20 protein-coding genes are annotated in these 23,391 nt (G+C 40.5%); 2 read left to right on the plus strand and 18 right to left on the minus strand.

Going from position 1 to position 23,391, the window contains the following annotated elements:
* Positions 1-61: 61 nt before the first annotated feature.
* The 18 genes from BVH02_RS09605 to BVH02_RS09690 all read right to left on the minus strand — a co-directional run bounded on the left by BVH02_RS09605 (position 62) and on the right by BVH02_RS09690 (position 19,118).
* A complete protein-coding gene (locus BVH02_RS09605) occupies positions 62-3,397 on the minus strand; it encodes a hypothetical protein (RefSeq protein WP_086501225.1) in 3,336 nt (1,111 codons plus the stop codon).
* Positions 3,398-3,404: 7 nt separating this feature from the next.
* Positions 3,405-4,820, minus strand: coding sequence for a hypothetical protein (locus BVH02_RS09610; RefSeq protein ID WP_086501226.1), 1,416 nt, complete (start codon positions 4,818-4,820; stop codon positions 3,405-3,407).
* A gap of 714 nt (positions 4,821-5,534) precedes the next feature.
* Positions 5,535-6,005: a JAB domain-containing protein gene (locus BVH02_RS09615; RefSeq protein ID WP_086501227.1), complete on the minus strand. Its 471-nt coding sequence runs from the start codon at positions 6,003-6,005 to the stop codon at positions 5,535-5,537.
* 315 nt (positions 6,006-6,320) lie between these two features.
* Entirely contained in the window at positions 6,321-7,391 is a 1,071-nt protein-coding gene (locus tag BVH02_RS09620) for a DUF932 domain-containing protein (RefSeq protein WP_086501228.1), read from the minus strand.
* Positions 7,392-7,851: 460 nt separating this feature from the next.
* The gene (locus BVH02_RS09625; RefSeq protein WP_086501229.1) at positions 7,852-8,580 is read right to left on the minus strand and encodes a hypothetical protein; all 729 of its coding nucleotides are present in this window, start codon (positions 8,578-8,580) and stop codon (positions 7,852-7,854) included.
* Positions 8,581-8,587: 7 nt separating this feature from the next.
* Positions 8,588-9,427: a DUF4138 domain-containing protein gene (locus tag BVH02_RS09630; protein WP_086501230.1), complete on the minus strand. Its 840-nt coding sequence runs from the start codon at positions 9,425-9,427 to the stop codon at positions 8,588-8,590.
* A 22-nt stretch (positions 9,428-9,449) separates the two neighbouring features.
* A complete protein-coding gene (gene traM / locus BVH02_RS09635; protein ID WP_086501231.1) occupies positions 9,450-10,709 on the minus strand; it encodes a conjugative transposon protein TraM in 1,260 nt (419 codons plus the stop codon).
* On the minus strand, positions 10,693-10,977 hold the full coding sequence (locus BVH02_RS09640; RefSeq protein ID WP_143244199.1) for a hypothetical protein: 285 nt from the start codon (positions 10,975-10,977) through the stop codon (positions 10,693-10,695). The genes traM and BVH02_RS09640 overlap by 17 nt, the downstream gene beginning before the upstream one ends.
* Before the next feature lie 5 nt (positions 10,978-10,982).
* On the minus strand, positions 10,983-11,600 hold the full coding sequence (gene traK / locus BVH02_RS09645; RefSeq protein ID WP_086501233.1) for a conjugative transposon protein TraK: 618 nt from the start codon (positions 11,598-11,600) through the stop codon (positions 10,983-10,985).
* A gap of 6 nt (positions 11,601-11,606) precedes the next feature.
* Positions 11,607-12,590: a conjugative transposon protein TraJ gene (gene traJ / locus BVH02_RS09650; protein WP_086501234.1), complete on the minus strand. Its 984-nt coding sequence runs from the start codon at positions 12,588-12,590 to the stop codon at positions 11,607-11,609.
* Positions 12,587-13,234, minus strand: coding sequence for a hypothetical protein (locus BVH02_RS09655; RefSeq protein WP_086501235.1), 648 nt, complete (start codon positions 13,232-13,234; stop codon positions 12,587-12,589). Before BVH02_RS09655 ends, traJ begins: the two co-directional genes overlap by 4 nt.
* Positions 13,224-13,898, minus strand: coding sequence for a hypothetical protein (locus tag BVH02_RS09660; protein WP_086501236.1), 675 nt, complete (start codon positions 13,896-13,898; stop codon positions 13,224-13,226). The genes BVH02_RS09655 and BVH02_RS09660 overlap by 11 nt, the downstream gene beginning before the upstream one ends.
* Positions 13,882-14,574, minus strand: coding sequence for a conjugal transfer protein TraI (locus tag BVH02_RS09665; RefSeq protein WP_086501237.1), 693 nt, complete (start codon positions 14,572-14,574; stop codon positions 13,882-13,884). Before BVH02_RS09665 ends, BVH02_RS09660 begins: the two co-directional genes overlap by 17 nt.
* Complete coding sequence (locus tag BVH02_RS09670) at positions 14,571-17,012, minus strand: TraG family conjugative transposon ATPase (protein ID WP_086501238.1); 2,442 nt, start codon at positions 17,010-17,012, stop codon at positions 14,571-14,573. Before BVH02_RS09670 ends, BVH02_RS09665 begins: the two co-directional genes overlap by 4 nt.
* A 2-nt stretch (positions 17,013-17,014) precedes the next feature.
* Positions 17,015-17,332 (minus strand): DUF4133 domain-containing protein, encoded by a 318-nt coding sequence (locus tag BVH02_RS09675; protein WP_086501239.1) that lies wholly within the window; start codon positions 17,330-17,332, stop codon positions 17,015-17,017.
* 121 nt (positions 17,333-17,453) lie between these two features.
* The gene (locus BVH02_RS09680; RefSeq protein ID WP_086501294.1) at positions 17,454-17,756 is read right to left on the minus strand and encodes a DUF4134 domain-containing protein; all 303 of its coding nucleotides are present in this window, start codon (positions 17,754-17,756) and stop codon (positions 17,454-17,456) included.
* A 28-nt stretch (positions 17,757-17,784) separates the two neighbouring features.
* The gene (locus BVH02_RS09685; RefSeq protein ID WP_086501240.1) at positions 17,785-18,201 is read right to left on the minus strand and encodes a hypothetical protein; all 417 of its coding nucleotides are present in this window, start codon (positions 18,199-18,201) and stop codon (positions 17,785-17,787) included.
* A gap of 83 nt (positions 18,202-18,284) precedes the next feature.
* Positions 18,285-19,118, minus strand: coding sequence for an RteC domain-containing protein (locus BVH02_RS09690; protein WP_086501241.1), 834 nt, complete (start codon positions 19,116-19,118; stop codon positions 18,285-18,287).
* Between the two features lie 410 nt (positions 19,119-19,528).
* Between BVH02_RS09690 and BVH02_RS09700 the strand changes: the two genes are divergently transcribed.
* Together BVH02_RS09700 and BVH02_RS09705 are read left to right on the plus strand one after the other, a co-directional pair.
* Entirely contained in the window at positions 19,529-20,338 is an 810-nt protein-coding gene (locus BVH02_RS09700; RefSeq protein WP_143244200.1) for a LytR/AlgR family response regulator transcription factor, read from the plus strand.
* Between the two features lie 441 nt (positions 20,339-20,779).
* Positions 20,780-23,239 (plus strand): ABC transporter permease, encoded by a 2,460-nt coding sequence (locus tag BVH02_RS09705; protein WP_158093877.1) that lies wholly within the window; start codon positions 20,780-20,782, stop codon positions 23,237-23,239.
* Positions 23,240-23,391: the final 152 nt, after the last annotated feature.

Genomic DNA, 23,391 nt, shown 5'->3' on the forward strand with positions numbered 1-23,391 from the left:
AATGCTTTTATTTTGAAACTTATAAGTACATATGCATGCTGCGTTGAGTCAGTTACTGTTATTATGTACATGAAGGATTGCTTTTATAATAGTTAATGTAACTATAGGCTACATTGGTATTACCGCAACCATCCGTCGCAGTACACCTGACTTGATAATTTCCTTCAGTATTTACAAATGGAGGAAATGTCATGTTCGAATCAGTAACCGTCATAGTAGTCCACACCGAATCAGTGCTTTTTTTATACTGCCATTGGTAAGTGTAAAAACCTACACATCCTGTGGAAGAAGGCTGAGCAAAATTCGCATAAAATTGAGTGTTATTAGACGGGGAATTGTTATTCACCGTGCAGCTTCCATAGCTGACTGGAGTTATTCCACAAAGGTCAATAACCTGTGGACCATCAGCACATATCGAAATCTGCAAAGGATCTGACACTAAGTAATTCAGGGTTTTTATTTCAGGCTCAAACTCATTTGCTGAGATAACAGCTTTAATAGAATACATACCCTCATTTGAATAGGAAGTAACAACTTCTTGTCTATTATCATCATACACTGTCCCGTTATCCATATCCCAGGCAAACTCCGCCTCTCCACCAGTTGGAACAAAAATATCATCAAGGGAAAAGGTGACGTTTTGCCCTACAATTGCTTGCTCACTACTGGATTTTATAGAAAAGTTTGGAACTTCATCCTTAGAGTGATACCTAATTCGCTGCACAATGTTTCCTTCATGATCATAAACAAGTCTTTGCCTGCCAACTAGGTCATACTCTATAGATGAAGACCTATTGTTAATATCAACAACCTTTGTAGCACCTACTAAAGGCTTAAACTCGGAACTAGTACTCATCCCGTAAGATCCAGGGTTTATTGTTGTGGATCCAAGAATTGTATTGTCATGCAAATACGTGTAAGCTTTCACATCTCCACCTCTTGTAGTTTCCTGCACTAACCTGCCATAAATATCTTCATATTCATTATAGGTATGCATTAGTTGAAAGTTAGACGGCAGAATAAAAAAGCCTGAAGCATTGATTGTGGTGAGTCCGGTAGATCCTTTGGTGCTTTGCCACTGTGTATCCGGTACTATCCATTTTGATCCTGGCCCATCAAACCTATAAAGGGAAACACTCGTACCAAGTTCTACTAAAGCTTGCGAGGTTCTTGTTAGGTAATTTCTTTGTTCTATAACAGTATTTATGGCTTTTTTAGCTTTAAGTGCATAAATCACTTTCGTTCTAGCATCACTTGAATTACTTGATATACAGGATAAATATGTCGAGTAACATGATTGCACACACGCATCATCACCTATAGGACAGTTTTTATAGCAACTATTGTAAGTACTCAAACATGAGTTCAGGGAAGTAGAATTATACGCAGTACTGGTTATATATTTGATTGCTGAATTGTATTGCTCTGAGGCATCAACAGTATTATAAGAAACTGTTCTAATTCTTTGAAAATTAGTTAAGTCATAAAAATACTCCTCTGTTGTTGAGATTTTCTTCACATTGGAAGGATCTATCTGATCATAGATTTCAGAAATCTTCTTTTGTAATGTAAATGGTTTTGAAATAATTTGATAAGTACCTACTAACAGATCACCTTGGGAACAATATTGTTGTAGGTACAAACTCTTTTCTCCGGTAACCACAGATTTTTCAGGATGGTTGAAAGTATACTCATATGAATCTTGGGTAAGTATACGATTGTTTAGATCTTTCATTGTAACCTTTTTAACATTACCCCTCTCCCAGAATTTACTTGTTACAGAAACAAAAGGAGGTTCTCCACTGGTTGCATTACCGGCTGCATCAATATCAGGGTGATCATCATAATTTGTAAATTCATATATAGTTTTACCTTTACCTTCAATGATCTCCTCAACCCTCGAATAACCTATATTCGCACCATTTAAATCAAAAAGCTCATTACTTGCATGTGAGAATCTTGTGAGATAATCATACCCTCCATCTCTACTATATCCAAATACAGGACTTCTAAAAAGAATACCACTCGATTGGGTTGTTGAACCTTCTACTAGATATTTATAAAAATTCCTTTGAATATTTCCCATCCCATCTGCACTTACCTTAAGGTAGATTCTATTTCCACTAACCGTTGATTTGAAAACCCCATCCCTGTATCCGTCATTTGACTCGTAATAAAATGTAGAATATCCTCCTCCACGATGGTTTATACTTGTCAAAAGATCAGCCTGCATTTTGTCCTCATCTGGGTTTCGTGTAGCTCCAGGATAGGTGGCCGAAAAATATGGTATCCACTCATTTCCTGTGTATGCATTGTATAACCCTAAATAATCAATACTTTTTGAGTCTCTGGAAGGCAAGGAAAAAGTAGTATTATATTCAAAAGAATAAAGGGGAATAGATTGTAAGTCATTGATAGAATCAAGCCTAAGTCTCTTACAATTACGATCCTGGCAAGAACCAAAATAACTATAAGACAGCCTTATTTTGCTGACAATATCTTCTTCAAGATTAACTACCTGAACTTCAGAAAGAGATTTACCTCCAATTAAATCATCTCTACTATTATTCCATGACAACTCTATTCTTCCTCCAGATGTAGTTATAGTCTCAAGATATTTTGCATGTACATAAACAGTAGAACTTCTATTTTTAATAGTACTATTTATTGCACAGGCACCATCATCCTTGGTGAAAAGATAGTTCACAAAGCTGTAGCTTCCACTTCCATAGCTAAATGATAGTTCATCCGTCTTGTTAGCGGATATTACTTTGGATAAATGCCAAGTGGAGACATAACTAATTCCCGGCTCACTGTTATCAGATATTCTTGAACTAATCGTCTCTCTTTCTAAAGATGATAAACCAAATTGATAGGTGACGCCGTTTTCATCTATTATTTCCCAAGAGTTGGAGTTCACTGATCTACATATTCCAGGTTTTATGCTTAGTGGTTGAAACGGAAATAATACAGGTTGCCCTTGTTGATCCAATACAAATTTACCAGACCTCCCCATGAATGAAAAAAAGAACAAATCGGGCTCCTTGTCATCTTTATCCGGAGTACAGAACCCATCCTCCTGATCATCCGGCAATCCTCTTACGATCCGCGTTATAGATCCGCCCGCCGCCAGAGACCACCCCAAACCTTCAGAAGAGGCTACATCCTGGACCCTATGACCAAAACTATTGTAATTTAACCCAATACTAGCCCCCAACTCTCTTCCCGACACATTAGCCAGAGGTATTGATATTCCTGCTGCACCAGTATAATAATTAACTCCAACAGATATCTGGCGTATTATTGACATTGCATCTGCAGAAGGTGGATGAACATCTTGAGCTTGAGCAAAGGAAATCAAAAAAATTCCGAGCCAGACAAAAAGAAATTTTCTCATTACATTTTTATTTTTTCTTTAAAACTATTCCTACTGTGGCTTGCCATTGAGGTGCATTGCCTTCTTTGAGTGTTTCCAGTTTATTAACTCTATATAATACCGTAGACCGAAGTCTTATACTTTTATACAATTGAACCTCAGTACCTAGTCCTCCTAAAAAAACAGATTGCGTTTTTTTATATTCATGAGGTAAATCCTTGTGGCCTGATAAATTCTGGTATTCCGCCTGAATAAATACCGATTCTTTGACCCAATACTGTCCAAATGCTTTAAAGCCTGCCCTATCCGGTAATGGTGTTTTTTGTTTCGTGTTCCAAATTGCTCCGATACCCGCAGTCCACTGCCGGTCAATTCTATAGCCAACAACCCCCTGAATGACAAATGGCTTAAAGGTTGAAAAATTTCCGAGAAAGGATATTTCAGTGCGCTCACCAAAAGACTCCTCTTTTAAACTATGACGTTTAACCCCTTCACCTTCCAGTCTGGAATCTTTCAGTTCGTTGTATTTGGATTTGGATTTATCCAATGACTGCTGTGCTGTTTTTAGTATACTTAAATCAGGAAAATAATCTTGCTGGATTTGTTTTGGATTAAGTTTTTGAATTTCAGAAGTCCCTGCACCTGGTCCATTTTCCACCAACTCTCCTGAAAAGGCTGATTGGATATCATGATTCTCAGAAAGCCCCGACAACTCCTCCCGTTCCATCATCTGCTGTTCAACTCGACTCATTCCAACTTCGCCAAAGTTTATTAGCGTGCTGTCCATATTTTCGAAACTATTCAAAGAATCTAACCTTGAATTTAGTTCTGTAAATTGGCTACGAATTCCTGCTATCCCTTTGGATACAGTTCTCGTTTTTTCTTCAATCACCTTAGTTTCCTCTCCAATTTTCCCATTGTGTATTTTTAAAATCTTTTTATGGTCTAACTCCGGTAGTTTAAAATCAGGTAATTCCAATGCTGGTACTTTGAGAATTTCAGATTTATTCCCAACAATATTTTTAGAGGCTCTATTTTGAATTATTTCGTGTTCAACACCTTTAATCTTCCGCGACAATAACATTAAGGAATCCTCTGTGCCTTTTCTGACTAGATCCAAAGAATCAAGAATTTCACGGCTATCTATAGCAACCTTATTATTGAATTTTATTTTGCTAAGGCTATCCAGAGACTGTGAAAGAGCATTTCCTGTGGAACAAAGAAGAAAAAAAGCTAGAATGAGCAAACACTTTGCAACAGCTCCAGTACCAAATGGATTTCTTTTAAAAAACTTTAAATAAGAGCTACAGGGCAAAAATGCAGATAGCCATTTGAACAGTGTCTTTATTTTAGCAACTACCAATGCCTCCTCATGCCAAACCTTTAACGGAAAGGAATTGGGTTCTGGATTTATCACAGATATAGGTAAATCTCCAGAACTCACTTTTTAATTAATCGTTTTTGCGTAGGATTCATCTATTAAAGTTTTCTCTTCTAGCTTTGACATAATCACATCTAGTCTCTCCATTACTTTTTACAATTACTCATCCTGCTCAATTGTGTGTAACGTCAATTTCTCTACTTTTCTGCAACAGTTTCACATTCATTTCAGCCAGATTTACTCCAATTTCCATTACTTCTGATCAAGAAGATGGCCCTTCCACTTAATACAAACTTTTAATTCTGGTAATGGCATTCGGTAATTTTCAGACTTGAAACCAAATTGCGCCTTACGTAAGACTTGATGTTCAATTTATCCCTGTTTATAAGTTCAAAATTTCTCATACCGTCGTGCATAACCTATTGCTTTGTAACGTGTAAAAAATTCCAATCTTCTAAATTTTCTCCGCTTAGATTACTTTGAAAGAATATCCCAGAAAGTAAATTATCTGAAGTTCTACTTTCATAGCAATTTCGAATGGCTCATTTTCATATCTAAAATCCAGCAACAATAATTAATATTTTTTAAACAAAAAACACTCCTTACAGGGTATTGTATTTAAATTAATTTTAACATCTTAACTATCTTATGATTAACTGTATAAGAAGTTCATTTTACTTAATTTGAAATATTTTTGACATATCGGATTTTTTACTGTTCGTTAAAAATTAATTTTTTTTGACCTGAATAAGAAATATAAAAATCCAAAAAGGAAGCCTAAAGCTCCCCTTCATCCGCAAATGAATAATACCCATCTACAGTAACAATGACATGATCTAATACCGGAAGATCCAAAGCCTTTCCAATTTTCACTAGATTAGCTGTAAGTCGCCTATCCTGCTCAGAAGGCATTAGATTACCACTTGGATGGTTATGTGCCAGAATTATCGACTGGGCTGCTCCCTTTAGTGCAGTTGCAAAAACCAGCTTGGCATCTACCACTGTACCTGCAGTTCCTCCTTTTGAAATCGTACATATTCCAAGTACTCTATTGGCTCTGCTTAGTAACATTACTTGAAAATGTTCTGCCAATTCAAGGGTGTCTTTATCCCAAAAGCTATACAGGACTTCATATACCTGTCTCGAGCAACCTACTTTTGGGCGTTGGCTTGATTTTACTTTTGGATGATAACCCAACGTGATTTCTGCTACCTGGTGAAGAGTGTTTACTTGATTTACAGCTTCCATAATACATTCATTTAAGTTAGAAATTATTTAGGATGCCTTATTCAGGTGTTTCGGGAGCAAGGAGGGAAGGAAACGGAATAAAAAGCGCAGCGGCTTTATGCCGTAGTCTTCCTGACGCCCCGACCGGAGCGCCTACCTTTGTATCGAAATAATAAGAACTAAAACCCATTCTCATTACAGGAGTTGATTATCCGATTTTGAATTCTGTAACTAATGGCTTATTAGAAATAGCATGTTACCGCTATTAGGATTGAATCTGAAAAGTTTCAGGCGATAAAAATAATCTGGCGGGACAAGCGTCCCACCAGACTTAAATCAATTGGATCCTAGTATTTCTAAACCGTCAGATGCTATAGTCTGACACAAATTAAAGGCTTTCTGCCCTTTGGTTTGGGCAGTCCCTCCAAAAAGGATGGACTTCATTTTCTCCTCTTCAGTTTTGTAGTTTCTGACATTTTGGAAGTATCCCGTCACCGCATTATAGGCACCGAAGAGCGTACCTTCAGTGGTCGGAAGCAGTTGGGCATCACTCATCATGGCGTAGGAAAACGCCTTTTCTGCCTGATTTTTGAAATTGGTACTCAATTCATCGTATGCACCAAGGGTTACTTTTTGGGCTGTTTCGGTATTGGGTGCCAGTGCCAGTTCAATCAGCTTTTTCACCTCCTTATCAGAAATCCTGATTTTGGACCAACGGTTAAATGTAGTTTCTGCAATTTCTGTGGATCTAGAAACAATCCCCATCAGCTGGTGAGCTTGTTTCAGACGCTCCTTTGCACCTGAAGTATGTCTGATTCTCACCACGTTGGATAGTTTACCCATCGCGGCATTCAGCGTATTCTGGCAGACTACGCGGACGGGGGTAAAAGCTGCCGTTATACTTCCTGTGCCGTTATGAGAGGTGGAAAGAAAAATATACTGATCTATCCGATCATCGTTGCCTATGGTGATCCCTTCTGCTAGTTTAGCGGTAATAAAAATTCGCTCCCCGTTACCAAGGGCTCCTGCGGTTTCATAATTTATCCCATTTCCATCTGCTACAATAGCATCAAAGAAAGCAAAAGCATCTGTGTTTTGGATGATTTTATAGTCTTTCCCCACGACTCCTAGCGGAATATTGAGATCAGACCGTAGCGTTACGAAATGTGAAGGAACAGGAATTTGTCCAAGAGGCTCCAAATCTCCAGAATCCGAAACCTGTAATCCCTCTGGTTTGGTGAAAATCGGAGATTTCACCACTTGGTAATCCAACCCCGCAAAACGGAGTGCCTCTGCACTGTTTGGATAGTCGGATACCAACTGACCTAGGTTATGCCAAGCAGGTTGTTTGACAGAAAAGAAGGCATGTTTTCCTGTTCGTTCGTTGAAATGAATGTTGTGTCCCATGATGTTTGTGTTTTAGGGTTGAACTTTGATTCAATTCCTCCTTGCCCTTAATTCTTCTAGATGCTGCAAAACACTTTTTAAAAGAAAAAACGGCAAAAAAGAAAGCACGAAAGACAGGGGCGGTCCATGGGACATAAAGGAAACGGAATAAAAAGCGCAGCGGAGCCAGCGGCTTTATGCCGTCCCTTTTGGCCCCCTTTTGCAAAAGTCAATCCATACCGCCCCTATATTCGCTGCGCTTTTCTGCCGTTGATTTTTAAAAAATATGAGTGGATTTACCTTCCCTCTTAATAAAGCTCACCATCAGGTTCAGAAGCGATAACAGTCTTAGTCAAAGATTTCAATCCTCAAAAAAGAACTCCTCAATTGATTAAATATTCCGAACACATACCAACACAAAACCCGGCTATTAAACCGGGCTTAGGATAAATAATCACACCTCATATTCCAGACTTTCAGCTTACATCTTCACCCCTTTTGATTTAGTCTTTAATTGTGTGTCCTTTTTGGCTTCATGTGATACTTGATTTTTAGCTGCTTTTAAGACACTGTATTTCATACGTTTCCCCTGTCCATCATACATATTTATTGTCTTAAACCTTGGATTGGCTTCAAGAAGAAACTTCCCATCATTCCCTTCAATTTCCACCTGGTGACGGTTTCCCTTCTTAAGGCTGTACAGTAACAGATCAATTTGGTCAGGAGACTTCAAGTCCTTCAATGGAAGTTCCTTAACCGCACCCTCCAGCTTAAACCCATAATTCTGGTGATATTGAGTTACTGGATGCTGTCCCTTCTCGTCCCTACTCCCCAAATCCAGTTGTAGCCAGGCATTGTATCGTTCTCCTTCTTTGTTGAACATACTTTTATACACTGCCCTTCCTTCCAATAGATTCAAGGCTTCTTTGGCTGAAATACCCTGATTCTGGTAAAATCGCTGAGATTGCTCTTTGCCTTCAGGGGTACTTAATTTGGCATCAAAACCATTATAATAATACCTGCCCTCGTCAGATTTTCTAAAATTTAATCCGTAATCCAGTTTTTTTTCCCCAAGATCCTTGCTCATGTCCAGTACAAAATCGCTTTTCTTGGCCTTGATCTGTTTTTCCAGTTCTTTGTTCAGCGTTTCACCGAATCCTGAATATTTCAATCTATCCTGTAATTCCTGAATGTTTTCTTTTATAGTCATGATTGGGTTATTTTTGGTTTGAAATTAAAATGGGCTTAACCTGAAGCAGTTTCTTCCCTGACAGCGTCACGACCGGATTGCGGTCACCGTTGCTTTCAAATATTTGAATGGAAAGCTCCTTTGCATCAGCTATGGTAAAGCGGGGAAATGCAAATACAGCCAACCCTGCCGACTTACCTTCAACGCCAGGAAAAGGACTAAATGAAATTGGCTCTAGGGTTAATTGTCTGATCGCGGTGCGTTTCGACTCCCTCTTGTCCTGAATAGTAAAAAGCCACTTTTGGGGCAGGTAGTCCACCCAGCTTTCGTTTTCAACTGCCAGTTGAAAGAATAGCAACCCATCCTTCTCTACTATTTCACCCAAACTCAGACGAATCATGCCACTCTTTTTTCCCCAAGAAAATCTATGAGGAATTCGCTGTGACATCTCTTCGATCACTGCGGAAATATCAGCAGCATTCATAACAGATCCATCCAACAGGGCTTTAGCATATTCCACTTCCTGTTGTTTTCCGATGTCTATCGGTCTGGCATCCGGATATTCCGTGAAGCCGACCGTAAAAGGATACAGTTTACCTTCCGCCGTGATGACATACATACTGGTCGGACTGAAATATCTTTGTGCTGCCTTTAATTTCAGCACGTTGGGGGCAGCTTTGTCTTTTTCAGACAGCACAGCCGGACTTCCAAAGTCTGCACTGACTACTTCAAAAGGAAAGACCAGCACGGTGGTTTTGTCCCATCCGATCTGAAGTGGATACATTTCCGTCTGTGCCTCATTAACCAACTGGGCACAACAAATCCTGGATAGCGCAAACGCTATCAATAGCATTGGAATTCTCATCATGTATGGTTTTTTTAGTGGATAATCAATTACCGGAAAGATCTGCCAAGAGTAGCGGGTGCCCTGCTTTGACGGTTACTTTTACTAATTTTGCTTTTTTGGACAGGATGCCTTTTATCGTTTCCATACCAGCCATGGAAGCCTGTGCCTCCCAGGAGGATGACATGCCCATCATATTCATAGATTGGATTCCATCTCCTGCTCCCTGCTTCACCGCATCACGGGTGATTGCATTGGGAATCTTTATTCCAGGGAGTGCATCCAGATCTATTGCGGTCATATTGACCGGAATAATTAGGTTGCCGGAGCGGATTCGTTGGACTTCAATATTCAGCCGTTCACCGTTTAGGGTACAAACTCCCGTTACAGGCGTACCCGGTATAAATTCCACCCCTTCAATAAATACGGATTGGGTAAGTTCTAATTGGATGGAAGCACCCGTTACCACTTCCTGATCTTTGGTCACCTGCGCAGAAATAGCAGGCCGAATGGTAGCAAAGGATTGCTGCCTATCGCTGCCCAGTGAATAGAATCCATTTCTCTCTCTTTGCAGATTGGCTGATTCCTTAAAATTCTCCTCTTGAGGAATATCCCGATCTAAACGAACTGAAAAAACAGCTTCCCTTTCCAGTGCATTTGTCTGTAACAAGCGCTCATGAACCCGTTGGGGATGTTGCACATCAAGCAATTTATCCAGCATAGCATCAATACGCTCCATTTCAGGATCTTCCATTTCCGGTTCAATGACCGAGGACATCATAGCCTCCAGCCTTTTCATTTCCAGGTCATCTGACATATTCCCCTGTACCGAATTAGATGATGAAGTTGATGCAACTGAAAGAATAGATTTATTTTTCCTCAGATCTGGTTCATCTACCACCTCAGATTGAATAATCAGTTTTTGAAGGTTAGCCAACTTATCCTGTACCTCCTCTTCGGTTTGTAGTAGTGTATTTGCCTTTTCTAATCCTCCTAAAAACCCCCTAGAAGTATCAGGCTTTTCATTTTCAACCTCGGAGAAGGGATCCATTCGCCTTTGTTCCCTTAACAGATATTCCTTACGCTCCGCCTGTCGATAAGACTCGAGCTTGTCCATCGAATCATCTCCAATATGAGCCTGAGGCAGTGACATATTCAAACCTGGCAATCTGGAGTTGCCCTCTACTGATTTTCCACTTCCTCCTCCCATCGCCCAGAAGGCAAGGCAAAGGAATGGTAGGGTTAGGATGGGAAGTGCAAGTAGAAATTTGCGTTCTTTTTTCTGTTTTTCAGTGATGAGTTTCATGAAGTATGTTGTTTAATGGTTGATGAAGAAGCGAATCATAGTAAATCACAGGAGGCTCCCAAACTGGAATAGGCAATACTCCTTTATTTTCGGTGTAAAGTCCCTGAATTAATACAGCACTGGTCAGGGAGACAGAAAGCAGGATAAAAGCAAAAATCAATTTTCTTTTTGATTGCTCAGAAAACCGATTAATGCGGTCAGAAAACAGCGCTGCGTATCTTTTAGCGAAGACACTTGAACCAAGTGAAAAGGTGACCGGGATTCCCATTATTTTCATCGTTTCTCGATACTTAAGTTCTCATTGGAAAGCGTCTCCCAATTTTCTATCAGGAAACCATGTGGATTCTTATCAGTTCGATCTATGTGACGCAACCTCCCTGTTGTGATCAGGTTTCTTATTACCACCGAAGTAGGCCGGATGATCTTCTGTTTGCCATAATACCGGAACCCAAAGGGGTAGGAATCCATCGAAATGGCCACACTGTCCATTTGAATTTCCTGATTCATATTGGCTGAGACGATCTCTGAGAAATACCCCCTTTCTTGTAGGTTATCATAGACTTTCTTGGCAGAGCCATCCGCCATATAAAGACTCTTGGTCAGTTGGTCTCTGATGAAATTTTCGTCCGGGCTAAGGGTAAAGAAGTAGTGATGGAACATTTTAACATGATCCCTTGCTTCTACTGGAATGTTCTGCTTTTTGGTAGCCGAAAAAGCTTCCAGCGCTTTTCCCTCAGCCAAAATATAAATTCGCTCCTGCGCAGCTTCAGTGGCATGAATCGCTTTCATCCCCAAGTATCCTGACAGACACAATGAACCCAGGATGGCTACAAAGGAGAGGTATTTTACATGGCGAAAAGCCGTGTCCAGGTTTCTTAGATTTTGGAACATAGAAGCTTATTTTATAACTCTTGTAATGACTTGGGTTCCACCCAACGCACTGGACTTGGCTGCCCCTGTGGCATTATTGAGAAGCCCATCCCTACCTCCAGGCTGTACTATAAACCCTGCCACATTGGGCACCGTCATGTAGCCGATAATGGCGATGACCATGAAAACCAGATAACCAAGCGATGATGCAAAATCACCATCCAGCACCATCATGTTGAGTTGGATTTTTGCTATGATCGCTCCGAAAATATTGGCAACGGGGAGCCACATGGAAATATTGATGTAGCGGGCAAACCAAGCCGCCATTGTATGCTGAAATCCATCAAAAACAGAAAGACCAAACACAAGTGGCCCAAGAATGGAAAGCACCACCAGCTGAAACGTGCGAAGGGTATTGATGCAAAGGGCCGCTGCAAAAAACAGCATCTGTAAGAACTCCGAGATCAGCTTGCTGACAATAGCTTTCAGATTAAAGACGAAAACCTCGTTTGCCATCCGCTCAAAAAACCCCATATCCTTAAGATTTTCAGGGTATTTTTGATCTCCGCCTCCATTGATAGGATTGATATAGGGTTCAAGCTGTTCAGCTTCCATTTCATAGATGTGATTGGCAACAGCCAAGTTGGTTCCTTCCACCATTTCAGAGGTAGCCCGGATGATTGGGTTCATGGTTCCGTTGATCACCGCCAATACCTGCGGAAAAAGCATAATTGCTATACCTATTGCAAAAGGGCGAAGTAACGGATACATATCAATAGGTTCAGAGCGTGCGATATGACCCCACACCCGCATGCTGATATACCAGATTGCAGCAAATCCGGCCAAGGCCCGTGCAACGGTGATCAGCTCATTGGCCAGCGGAATCATTTCATCGTAGAGTTGATCCAATACCGCATGCAGTCCTTCCACACTTCCGGAAATAGTCTGTGCCTGGGCAGATTGGATAAGTAGAAATACAATTCCCACCAGCAAAATAGCTTGTTTCCTCATGGATTTATTCCGTTTAAATTCAGAATTGACTTACGCTCATTTCTTGTTCTATTTCGTTGATTCCCAAGAATAGAAAGCTCAGAGTTTTTGCCCCGAAGGGAGATCAACAGGCCTGACATTTCGCCATGCAGGCGATCAATGGCCACCAGCCTTTCAAAATCCGACATCCGCAATTCTCCTGCGGTAAGAATCAGCAGCAATTCATCGAGGTTACGCAGGGAAGCTTTAAACAGTCCTTCATACAGTTCAGCCATGAACGCGAGTTCCTCACCAGAAAAAGATCCCCCAATTTTCACTTTGGCATAAGTGGACTTGTACTCACTCATGATCCGTTGCTGGTACTGGATGATTTCAGCAACCCGGTAATAGTTTCTTACTTCAGGGCTCACCTTCAAAAGTTCATTTAAAAATGCCTCGTGAAGTTTGAAATTCCCTTCTGCTATGCCCTTCACCTTCGAATACCCCTGCTCCAGTATGGTATAGCCTTGATACATATTGTCCAGAATTTCCTTCATCTGCATCAACTTTTCGTAATTCAGAATCAGCTGCGTAGCCTCATGGCTCTGGCTTTTTACCAGACCCGGTTTCAGCAAAGCAAGCAACAGCATCCCCAACCCAATAAGTGATTTGATTTTACCTACCATTATAGAATCTATTAACCTGTTGCTGTTGGATTTCTTCCCGTTTCCTTTTCAATTCCAGTGACCGAATTCTGTCATTATAAGCCTTCAAGTCCTGAAAAAGCTGCTTTACCCCACTATACAAACCATCTATGGCCGCCAGTCGCTCTCCGTCATCCATTTCATAGCCTGATGAAGTCAGTACTTGGTTGAGTTCACTGATAAGCAAACCTGACCTCTCTTCAATATTCACGTTGAATTTGTTAACAGCCATAACATCCCCGTATCCCATCATCTTTTGCTCAGTCAAGAAATGATTCATCCAATCCAACTCCCGGTCGATCTGTCTATCCACTTTTAGTATTGCCAGCACAATAGGGTAATCCGAAACCATGGGATGGATAGCTTTCAAAGAGCCGAAATAATCTGTGTTAAGTGAGAATTCACCGTCTTGTATGTCACCGACTAGATTCCATCCAACTCTCGCTACTTCATATCCTTTTTTGGCTACCTCCAAATAAGCAGAGAGCCCTGCAATCTGCTTGAGCTTATAGCTGGTCTGCAGCTTCTTTTGTTTGGTCCATTCTTCCAGGGTTTGCGCCTGGGCGCATAGCCCTATACCAGTCATCACCAGTAGGAGAATTACCTTTCGCACCACCCAGAAATACTTACTATTTATCCAATCCATAGTTCTTTTTTAGGTTGTTAAGTGGCAGTAATTCACGGGAATGGATCAGGCCCATATTCCGCGCATTAACCGACCGTAAATCCGCTAGATTTTTTCGGATCCTGTCCTCCGCCAGATGAAGGGAAGCCAATCGGTCTGCATCATTCATCTGCGTGGTAAATGAACTCATCACCCCGGTCAGATGGCTGAGATTCTGCAGGGATTCCTCAAGGATTTGCTGATATACCCCAGAGATCACCCTCTTTTCTTCCCATGCCAATACCGCAGAACTGTTGATTACACCCCAAGCCTGTTGATATTCGTTGACCAACTGTTGTTGCATAGCAGCAACATCCCGCACCCGCTGAACCTGTGAAATGATCCGCTTGACTTTCCATAGTTCCTCAAAGAGCTCGTCGTATTGCTTTCGCTGTTTTTCAGTCCATTCTGAAATTTCTTCCAACTTCAATTCACTTAGTTTATTTTCCAGCACCTTCTGGGCATTCTGCAGCCAGATGGTCTGGTTCTGCAAGCGCTGAATTTTTAAATCAATCGCCTGAATGACTTTTTTAACCGCTGCTTTTATCACTTCCATAATTACAGTGATTGGAATTGCTTTAGCAGATTGGTTAGGCATTGCTGTAAAACCCAACACCATGGGAATAAACAGGACAAGGATTCTTTTATTGAATTTCATGATCGTTGATTGTTTAGTTCTTCGGCCAGAATCTGTATGGCTCTTTTCCGGTTGCCATATTTCAGGGTGTATTCTTCCACGGTCACTTTTTCAGTTTCTTCAGTGGTATATGTGAGGTATTCTTCCGGGCTCACTTCCACCCGGTAAACCTTTTTGTAAATACTTATATACACCTCCTTGTAATTTCTGCCGACCTCTTTGGCTTTATTCATCGAGAGTATAATAGCCTTCTCCTGATCGGTCAGTCCCAACAATTCCTGGATGTCCTTAAACTTGTTTTGGTATTTACTCTGGTCTAGGAGAATCTTGACATCCGCATTATTGATGATCGCATTTTTAATAATCGGACTGGAGATGATGTCTTCCACATCCTGAGTTACTACAATAGCTTCCCCAAAAAATTTGCGAACTGTTTTGAACAGGTATTTGATGTATTCGGCCATCCCTTCTTTTGCGATGGCTTTCCAAGCTTCTTCGATTAGGATGATCTTTCTGACTCCTTTGAGCTTCCGCATTTTGGAAATAAATATCTCCATGATCATTAGCGTGACGACCGGAAACAAAATGGGATGATCCTTGATGTTGTCCAGCTCAAAGACTATAAACCGTTGCTCCAGTAAATCAAGATTTTCACGTGCATTCAGCAGGTAATCAAACTCCCCTCCACGATAGTAAGGACGCAGCACATATATGAAATTATCCACATCAAAGTCATGCTCCCTGACTCCATCCCGCTTTAAAATATCCCTGAATTCATCGTTCAGAAAATCATAAAAGGTGTCGAAGCAGGGGAAGATCTCCGGGTTCTTTTCCAACAGCTCAAAATACCCGGACAAGGCATTGGAAAGCGCCACATACTCTGAGCGCTTGAATGCTTCATCCTCTTTCTTCCAAAGCGCATGAAGCAGAGTTTTCAGGCTTTCCTTTTTCTCGGTTTCCGGCCGCTTTCTTCCTTCCACATGGAAGGGGTTGAAGCGGATCGGATTATCTTCCTCATAGGTGAAATAGTATCCGTCTACCAGCTCACATAATCCCCGGTAAGAATGTCCCACATCAACTAATACCACATGTGTGCCCTGTTCATAATAGGTGCGCATCAGGTGATTGGTGAGAAAAGACTTTCCTGAACCGGAAGGCCCCAGTACAAATTTATTTCGGTTGGTAATCAACCCCTGCTCCATGGGTTCATCAGAAATATCCACATGTATAGGATATCCTGTGATCCTGTCTCCTAACCTAATTCCTATAGGACTGTGAGAGGTTCTGTAATGTGTTTCCAGGTTAAAAAAACAGGTAGCCTGTGCGACGAAAGTATCAAACGTTTCATTCACTGGAAATGCAGCCTGATTGCCGGGAAGGCCAGCCCAAAAGATCTGTGGCGCTCCCACAGTTTCTTGTTTGGGTACCACGTTCATTTTCGCCAGGGCTCCGGAAGTCAGGTTTCGCAGCTTCCCCACATCCTGCCTTTTATCCGTCCAGCTCATCACATTGAAATGCGCCTTTACAGCCTTTCTTCCGGTGGAAATCGCCTCATTTAAAAATTCGGCAGTAGCATCCCGTGCAATGGCATTCTCTCTGGAATAGTTGGACAGCGATTCCAGCCGTAGCCGTTTGGATTCCAGTTCCTTTAACTTTTTTTGGGAATCCTCAATAAACAGGAACTGGTTATAGATATGGTTACAGGGAAGCAGTGCACAGACAGGCGTAGAAAAACCAATAGGAAATTCTGTCTGATCAGTTCCATAGGGCTCGTAACTACGATATGGACTTACCACAGAAGGCAGATTATCCACATCCCCCAAGGTGTAGAGTTGAATATATTTGCTTCCTATTTTCCACTCCGGTTTAAACTGAATATCCTGAAGAACCCTATCCCTACCAAGGTTTAAATATTCCTCCAAGATGCCCGTATATAAAGATGATCCCGCAATTTGTACTTCATTCAACCGCTTCAGTACAATTCCTGCATCACTGAGAATTTGAACAAGTTGCCCGATTACATTTTGGAACTCTTCCATTGAATTGCCCTCCAGCATTTCTAGCGGTACGAGTGATTTTCTCAGTAGATTGGAAACAGCGGAACTGCCTAGTTTACTACCTTTAGGCCTTTTGGTGACAAAAAGTCGGCAACGATGATCCAGATGGGGACGTTCGGCAAAGAAGCGCTCACTTGAAATGGAGTGAAACGAATGATTTTCGCCTTCAAACTTATCCTGATAAGAGCCGTCAACAAACCAATCCTGTTTGTGGAGCACTGTATTTCCGGGTAATACCCCAACTGCTTTATTCCAGGCATGATGCACAGCTTCGAACCCTACCCCACTAAGTGAGAATAGCTCAGGCAGGTCAACTTCAAAGGCTGCAGTCATATCTCCCTGACGGGAAAGTATCATCTCATGCTCCACTTTATAGATTGGAAATATCTTAGCTAGATCCATATTTAGCGCTTAATCAGAGAATAAAAGATTTTTCTGTTTCGAATTATCACACTGTCAGGCACCTGATTTCGGGCCATTCGCTTCATCAGACCATGCTCCCCGTAGGTGCCACTTAGATGAAATACCAGCATAAAATCCGCTGTTGCCAACATTACAGCCACCGTCATGCACAGGTACATAGGCATACCTAAGACATAGCCGATAGCGAATCCGATCAGAGTAATTCCCAACCCTGCCGCCAGATATCCGATATACTGCGCTTTGAGCCCTTTAAACTCCATTGGTTTATTGATACCTCTGTTGATGCTGTATTTGATCATCTCCTTGAATTTGTATGAATTAGAACCTGCTTCAGTTCCACCCGCTGAGTTTTGAAACTATATCCAGTATTTAAATCCCGAAACAGCTCTAGGGGTTAGTAAGCACTTAATTTGGTTACACTTAGACACCAAAGAAACTCTGGAGTACAGTCGCCACCACGACCAGAAACACACAGGAACCAAACCATGCGGCAGCAACTTTTCCCGTATCTGGTTCCCCGTTATTCCACTTGTTGAAAACCTTGACTGCACCAATGAGTCCTACTATGGCACCTATGGCATACATCAACCCGGTACCCGACTGAAAGTAGCCACGTACCTGCTGGGTAGCTTCGTTGATTCCGGCATTTCCGTCCTGCGCATTAACCACTCCAACAAGGAGTAATAGGCAAACAGCACTAATCCATTTAATAGTCCTTTTCATTTTATGTGAGTTTAGTTGGTTTGAATGATCAGTTTGGAAATTCATTAAATAGAAGCAGTAGATCCTCCTCTGTTAGGTCAAAATGCTCTGACTTGACGAAAAGCAACAGATGGTTCATCAGTATTTTGCGACCAACAGTAGAATCAGGCAATCCGTAGTGGAGAATTTTTTGTCGAAGGAGTTGAATCAATTCAACTGCGGTTTCTGCATTAGCCATGAGCTCACCGTCTATTTCAGCCAGCAATGCCGATAAATTATCCAATGAAGATCGTTCACTTTCTAAAGTATTCTTGCCAAACCTACCAGTCAGCCCCTTACTTTTTCGGTTTAGCAGTAAACTGGAAACATCGGATCCGAAGTAGCGAATTACGACATAGCCATAATAGCAGGTCAGAACAATTCCCAGCAACTTAAGAAAGACTCCCCATGAAACATTTTCGAGCATAACTGTGTGATTTTGTGGTTACAAACCTGGGGCAGAATCTGATGATAACCTCACACTGAACTCCGAAGGGGGAGGAAAAAAAGTCAGCCCTCCCCCTTACTGTTTAAGTCGGTATTGTCCATCCAGTTCTCTAGTTTTTCCTTCAGACGATCCAAGAAAGTGGTACGGCTGTTTTTGCGGATACGTATCTCCTGAAAGGTTCTATAAAACTGGGAGAGATCCTGTTGGAAAACCCGCTCCAGATGAGTGGCTATATCCCGGATGGATGAGTTACCGTTATTGATGGCTCCGGATGCTTTTAGTGCATAGGCAAGCTCGACCAATGCTGCTTTTGTCGCAGTCCATTTAATGGAATGACTCCCTTTTTCTGTCCTGTTTTTCAGTTTGCTAATTTCCTTTTCCAAAAAGCTATGCAATTCATCGTACGCCTGGAATCGTGCAAAGACCTTCCCTGCAGGAACCGAATCCCTATCTCCTGAAGGCAGTGGCTGGGTAATCAAAAAACGAGTACCTGGATCACTTCTTTTAAAGAGTTTATCATCATAATCTGATCTTCCCAGGCGGTAGTATTCAAACAGCAGTTGATATCGTTTCTGATAAAGTCTGAGCGGTGAAAACTGCTTTTCCAGATATCGAATAGCATCCCGACTTCTTTGCGGGATTGTAGAAAGTATAAAATAAACCTCTTCGAAATAAATGAGTTCGGCTTCAAAACCAGGCTTGATTTTTTTAAAGAACTCCATCTCCATTTCCGATGTATCAAACACAGCGGGCGCCTTCACTTGTGCGCAATAGTTATTGACCAGTATAAACGATTTCTCCATCGTCGCCAATTTGTTGGAGGAAACTGCAGCAATAGCTGCAACATCCTCTTTCATCTTTAAAAAAAGAGGATTGAAATTTTCAATATAGTTCATGATTAGACAATTTTAGTAGAGACGAATCCCCTGTTAAAACTGCCCGCGGGCTTATGATTTAAAAGGCCTTGGTACCAAAGAGGTACTTAACAAACTTAGTTTTAAGACGACAAAAAAGTAAAAAAATTCCGGATCATAAAACCTGAAACAGGTGAATACTAGGATGAAATGGTATCACAGCAAGATGAACCTAAAACGAATATCAGCATATAACTATGAATACTGCGCTATTTCAAACAGCAAGATCCAAAAGAACGTCTAAATAATAGTAAAAGCTGCATCCTAGCCGGACATATTCCAAAATAACCAAAGAGTTTATTAACTTATAAACTAGTGATTCCCCTTTTGGAAGCTTTAGGCAAATATTCATTCCGGTCAGCTCCATTCCCCAGACCACAACTTTGTTGATTTTGATTAAGAAAAATCTACCTGTAAAATACAATGATAAGTTACTGCGAATTCTACTTTGCGTAGCATCAGCCTTTCTTGTGGCGATGTATGGAGCCAGTGCACGGTTTTTGGACTCACTTACCTCAGCATCCTTTTACATCAAGTTGTTGGCTACGATATTCATTGCTGGCTTCTTTCTTGAGTTTGTCCACCGGATAACAGTCAAATTAGATAAGGTCTATGACTGGAAGGAAAGACCATTAGTTCGATTGACATTGCAATTCATTCTTGGCGTATTTCTTCCGGGTATGATCGATTTTTTCTTTCTTTCGGTATATAAATGGTATTTTGAACTGACCTCAATTCATGAAAATCCCGGTTCACATAGTAATGTTTCTGCTATGATACTGCCTGTTTTCTTGTTCAATCTCTACTACCTTTTTTATTATCATATTTTAAGGAGAAAGGACACCAAAACCCAAATCAAGGATGAAAATGAGTTGCTGTTGATACAACAGGGGAACAGAACCATACCCGTACTGCTAAAGGATATTCGTTACATCTACCACAAGGACAGGTTGAACTATCTGATCATTTCTGGGGACACGAGGTATTTTCTCAGCGAGCCCCTCGATGAATTGGAGCGTCAGCTACCGGATCGTGATTTTTTCAGAGTAAACAGAAAGATGATCATACACTTCCGAGCCTGCATCCACTTTCAATCCAATGGTCATGGCAAACTTTTACTTCGCCTAGATCCCTCCTTTGATGAAGAAGTAGCGGTGAGCCAGTCAAAAGCACGGAAATTCAGGGAGTGGATTAGGCGATAATGAAACCAAAAATTAGTTGCTAAGTTTTCAAGATCTAATGCATTGAAGGTATTTACAAATCTATTTACTCAAAAAAAATTATAATAAGTGTTGCAATAAACAGTCAGTTTCCTATTTATGAGACTTTGAATCGAGGCATGATTTTATGAAACAAAAAAGCTTCTCTTTGGTATATCAATACGCAATCAAAAACCGTCTCAATAAATGGTCGCTTTTTGGGACACACAAAAGGGCTTTTCACCCTACTAATCATTCAAACTTTAATCGCTTTACTATTTTTCAAGAACAAATTGCGAAATTGAATTTTGCGCGATTACGGACATTTTTGTTCGGACTTTTCTCCTTAATAGAAAATTACTTTCCCTGCAATGCTCTTTTATGTATATTTTTTGGCATAAAAGTAGAATATCAACTATTGCTTTCATCATAACTAAAAACAAAATGTGGAAAAACTACTTTCTCGTAGCATATAGAAACCTTTTAAAGCATAAAGTTTTTAGTGCCATTAACCTATTTGGACTTGCCATTGGAATGGCTGCATGTCTGGTTATTCTGCATTATGTCCATTTTGAGTTCAGCTACGATCGTTTTCATGAAAAAGCGGATCGAATCTATCGTGTTCAACATAATCGATATTTAGACGGGGAACTCCAATATCAGAAAGCCCAGACATTTATTCCTACAGGAGAAGCTATGATGGATGATTTTCCTGAAGTGGAAGATTATACAACTATGTTTAGGATTAGCAATGAATCTGATATTGTCATGACCCACTTAACTGCCGATGGTGAAATGCTTCGATATGCGGAAAAGGAAGTTTACCATGTAAAAGGCAATTTTTTTAAAATGTTTTCCTTTCCGATTGTAGAAGGAAATACACAAATCAAACATTTGGAACCAAAAACTGCAATGATCTCCCAGTCTACCGCATTCAAATATTTTGGAAATGAATCAGCAATTGGAATGGTCATCAGTCACAATTACGCAGAGAATTATAAAGTTGTAGGCATTTTTGAGGATATCCCCACCAACTCCCATATGAAATTTGATTTCCTGTTTGCCTGGCAAGAAGTAACAAACCAAGAAAGTGGCGGTGATAGCGAGAACTGGAGAAATGACGGGTTTTATACTTTTCTCTTACTAAATTCCAACGCCGATGTTTCAGCTCTGGAAGCTAAATTCCCTTCTTTTGTTGAAAAACATATAGCTGAAAAAGCTAATAATAACATCAGTTCGTCCTTTTCTCTTCAACCTATAACAGCTATTCACTTAAATTCAAATTTACTGGCAGAAGTTGAGTCTAATAATGAAGCGAAGATCGTCTATGCGCTTTTGGCAATAGCTATTTTTGTAATGCTTATTGCTTGGATCAACTTTATCAATTTGTCCATCTCACGTTCATTGAAAAGATCTAAAGAAGTTGGAATACGTAAAGTTATAGGATCTGGAAGATCACAACTTATCAGACAGTTTTTAACTGAATCACTGGTGATGAATCTTCTCGCATTCAGTATTTCTTGCAGTATCTTATTATTGCTTAATCCATATATTTCCCCCTTCATTGGAGGACAATCTACTTTATCACTTTTCTCCAATCCTGCGTTTCTTTTTGGACTTGTAGTACTTATCTTTTTTGGAAGTGTATTGGCTGGGATATACCCTGCTTTTGTCTCATCATCTTTTAAACCTATTCTTGCGCTGAAGGGTAATTATTCAATTGTTCCCAAGAGGTCTTCCTTCAGCCTAAAACACAGCCTGATCGTATTTCAATTTGTGATTTCCATTGCTTTGATTGCAGCATCTATGGTCGCTTATAGACAACTCAGCTTGATGAAAAACAGTAGTTTGGGGATTGACATCGAAAGTGCAATCGTGGTAAACACCCAGGCTACTTTTGGCCCTCTGGGTTCAGACTCTCTATTTACCAAAAGGCTCATTGCCTTTCGAGATAAGCTAAATGCAAATCAAAAAGTACAGGGAATTACTGCCTCACACGATATTCCTGGAAAAGAGCACCTTTCTTTGATGCCTAACTTTCGGCACGCAAAGAATCCGGATAAACTTGTTACCCTTTACTTTACTCGAATGGATTATGATTTCATCCCAACTTTTGGAGTCAATTTAATTGCAGGAAGGAATTTCATAGAAGGTGTAGACAATCAACAAGCTATGATCCTAAATAAGGAAGCGGTAAGAACCTTAGGCTATGAAAACCCAGAAGATGCTATAGGTAATGAAGTTAACTGGGGTAATAAAAATTTAGCAAAGGCTGAAATCGTAGGAGTTGTTGATTTTAGGGCTGTTAGTTTTAAGGAAGCTAATTATCCTATCGCTTACACTTCAACTTTCTTTCCTTATAAATACGTGTCTATCAAATTTGATGAAATCAATGGAGTAAACGCACAGCAAAATATAGCTTTAATACAAGATACTTGGAACGAAGTATTCCCTGATAAGCCTTTCGAATTTTTCTTTTTGGATGATTTTTTCAATAGTCAATATCTTGCTGATCAAAAGTTTGGACAATTGCTTGGCGCATTCACATTACTTGCAATTTTTGTGGCGGGATTAGGACTATATGGCATTACCCTACTTCACGTGACACAGAGGATCAAGGAAGTGGGTGTTAGAAAAATCATGGGCGCCTCCGTTAGCCAAATAATAATCTTACTTGCGAAACAATTCATGGCATTAGTATTAGTGGCAGGAGTGTTATCAATCCCAATCATTAGATTTAGTATGGAAAATTGGCTAGCAACTTATCCATATCGAATCGAAATAACTTGGTGGACATATTTACTTCCGATTGGTTTGATTCTGGTAATTACATGCTTTACAATAGGTTTCCAGATCCTTAAGGCCTCTCTCATCAACCCCGCGAAATTGCTTAGATACGAATAGGAATGATGATTTTATTTACTATGTGAATAATGATTGGTGTAAATCTCCGATTTCACAATATTCAATCTTGCAAAATTTAGAGACTAGTTAAATTAAAAAAATCACAACACAAATTCGCTACTGATTCAAAATAAAAGCCTTAACTATCAATA

The sequence above is a fragment of the Algoriphagus ratkowskyi genome (genome assembly GCF_002150505.1).
GTDB classification, from domain to species: Bacteria; Bacteroidota; Bacteroidia; order Cytophagales; family Cyclobacteriaceae; genus Algoriphagus; species Algoriphagus ratkowskyi.

Bases quoted from the DNA above. Each gene is read 5' to 3' on its own strand.
- BVH02_RS09605 (WP_086501225.1), bottom strand. From the start codon at position 3,397: ATGAGAAAATTTCTTTTTGTCTGGCTCGGAATTTTTTTGATTTCCTTT.
- BVH02_RS09615 (WP_086501227.1), bottom strand. From the start codon at position 6,005: ATGGAAGCTGTAAATCAAGTAAACACTCTTCACCAGGTAGCAGAAATC.
- BVH02_RS09620 (WP_086501228.1), bottom strand. From the start codon at position 7,391: ATGGGACACAACATTCATTTCAACGAACGAACAGGAAAACATGCCTTC.
- BVH02_RS09625 (WP_086501229.1), bottom strand. From the start codon at position 8,580: ATGACTATAAAAGAAAACATTCAGGAATTACAGGATAGATTGAAATAT.
- BVH02_RS09630 (WP_086501230.1), bottom strand. From the start codon at position 9,427: ATGATGAGAATTCCAATGCTATTGATAGCGTTTGCGCTATCCAGGATT.
- traM (WP_086501231.1), bottom strand. From the start codon at position 10,709: ATGAAACTCATCACTGAAAAACAGAAAAAAGAACGCAAATTTCTACTT.
- BVH02_RS09640 (WP_143244199.1), bottom strand. From the start codon at position 10,977: ATGGGAATCCCGGTCACCTTTTCACTTGGTTCAAGTGTCTTCGCTAAA.
- traK (WP_086501233.1), bottom strand. From the start codon at position 11,600: ATGTTCCAAAATCTAAGAAACCTGGACACGGCTTTTCGCCATGTAAAA.
- traJ (WP_086501234.1), bottom strand. From the start codon at position 12,590: ATGAGGAAACAAGCTATTTTGCTGGTGGGAATTGTATTTCTACTTATC.
- BVH02_RS09655 (WP_086501235.1), bottom strand. From the start codon at position 13,234: ATGGTAGGTAAAATCAAATCACTTATTGGGTTGGGGATGCTGTTGCTT.
- BVH02_RS09660 (WP_086501236.1), bottom strand. From the start codon at position 13,898: ATGGATTGGATAAATAGTAAGTATTTCTGGGTGGTGCGAAAGGTAATT.
- BVH02_RS09665 (WP_086501237.1), bottom strand. From the start codon at position 14,574: ATGAAATTCAATAAAAGAATCCTTGTCCTGTTTATTCCCATGGTGTTG.
- BVH02_RS09670 (WP_086501238.1), bottom strand. From the start codon at position 17,012: ATGGATCTAGCTAAGATATTTCCAATCTATAAAGTGGAGCATGAGATG.
- BVH02_RS09675 (WP_086501239.1), bottom strand. From the start codon at position 17,332: ATGATCAAATACAGCATCAACAGAGGTATCAATAAACCAATGGAGTTT.
- BVH02_RS09680 (WP_086501294.1), bottom strand. From the start codon at position 17,756: ATGAAAAGGACTATTAAATGGATTAGTGCTGTTTGCCTATTACTCCTT.
- BVH02_RS09685 (WP_086501240.1), bottom strand. From the start codon at position 18,201: ATGCTCGAAAATGTTTCATGGGGAGTCTTTCTTAAGTTGCTGGGAATT.
- BVH02_RS09690 (WP_086501241.1), bottom strand. From the start codon at position 19,118: ATGAACTATATTGAAAATTTCAATCCTCTTTTTTTAAAGATGAAAGAG.
- BVH02_RS09705 (WP_158093877.1), top strand. From the start codon at position 20,780: ATGTGGAAAAACTACTTTCTCGTAGCATATAGAAACCTTTTAAAGCAT.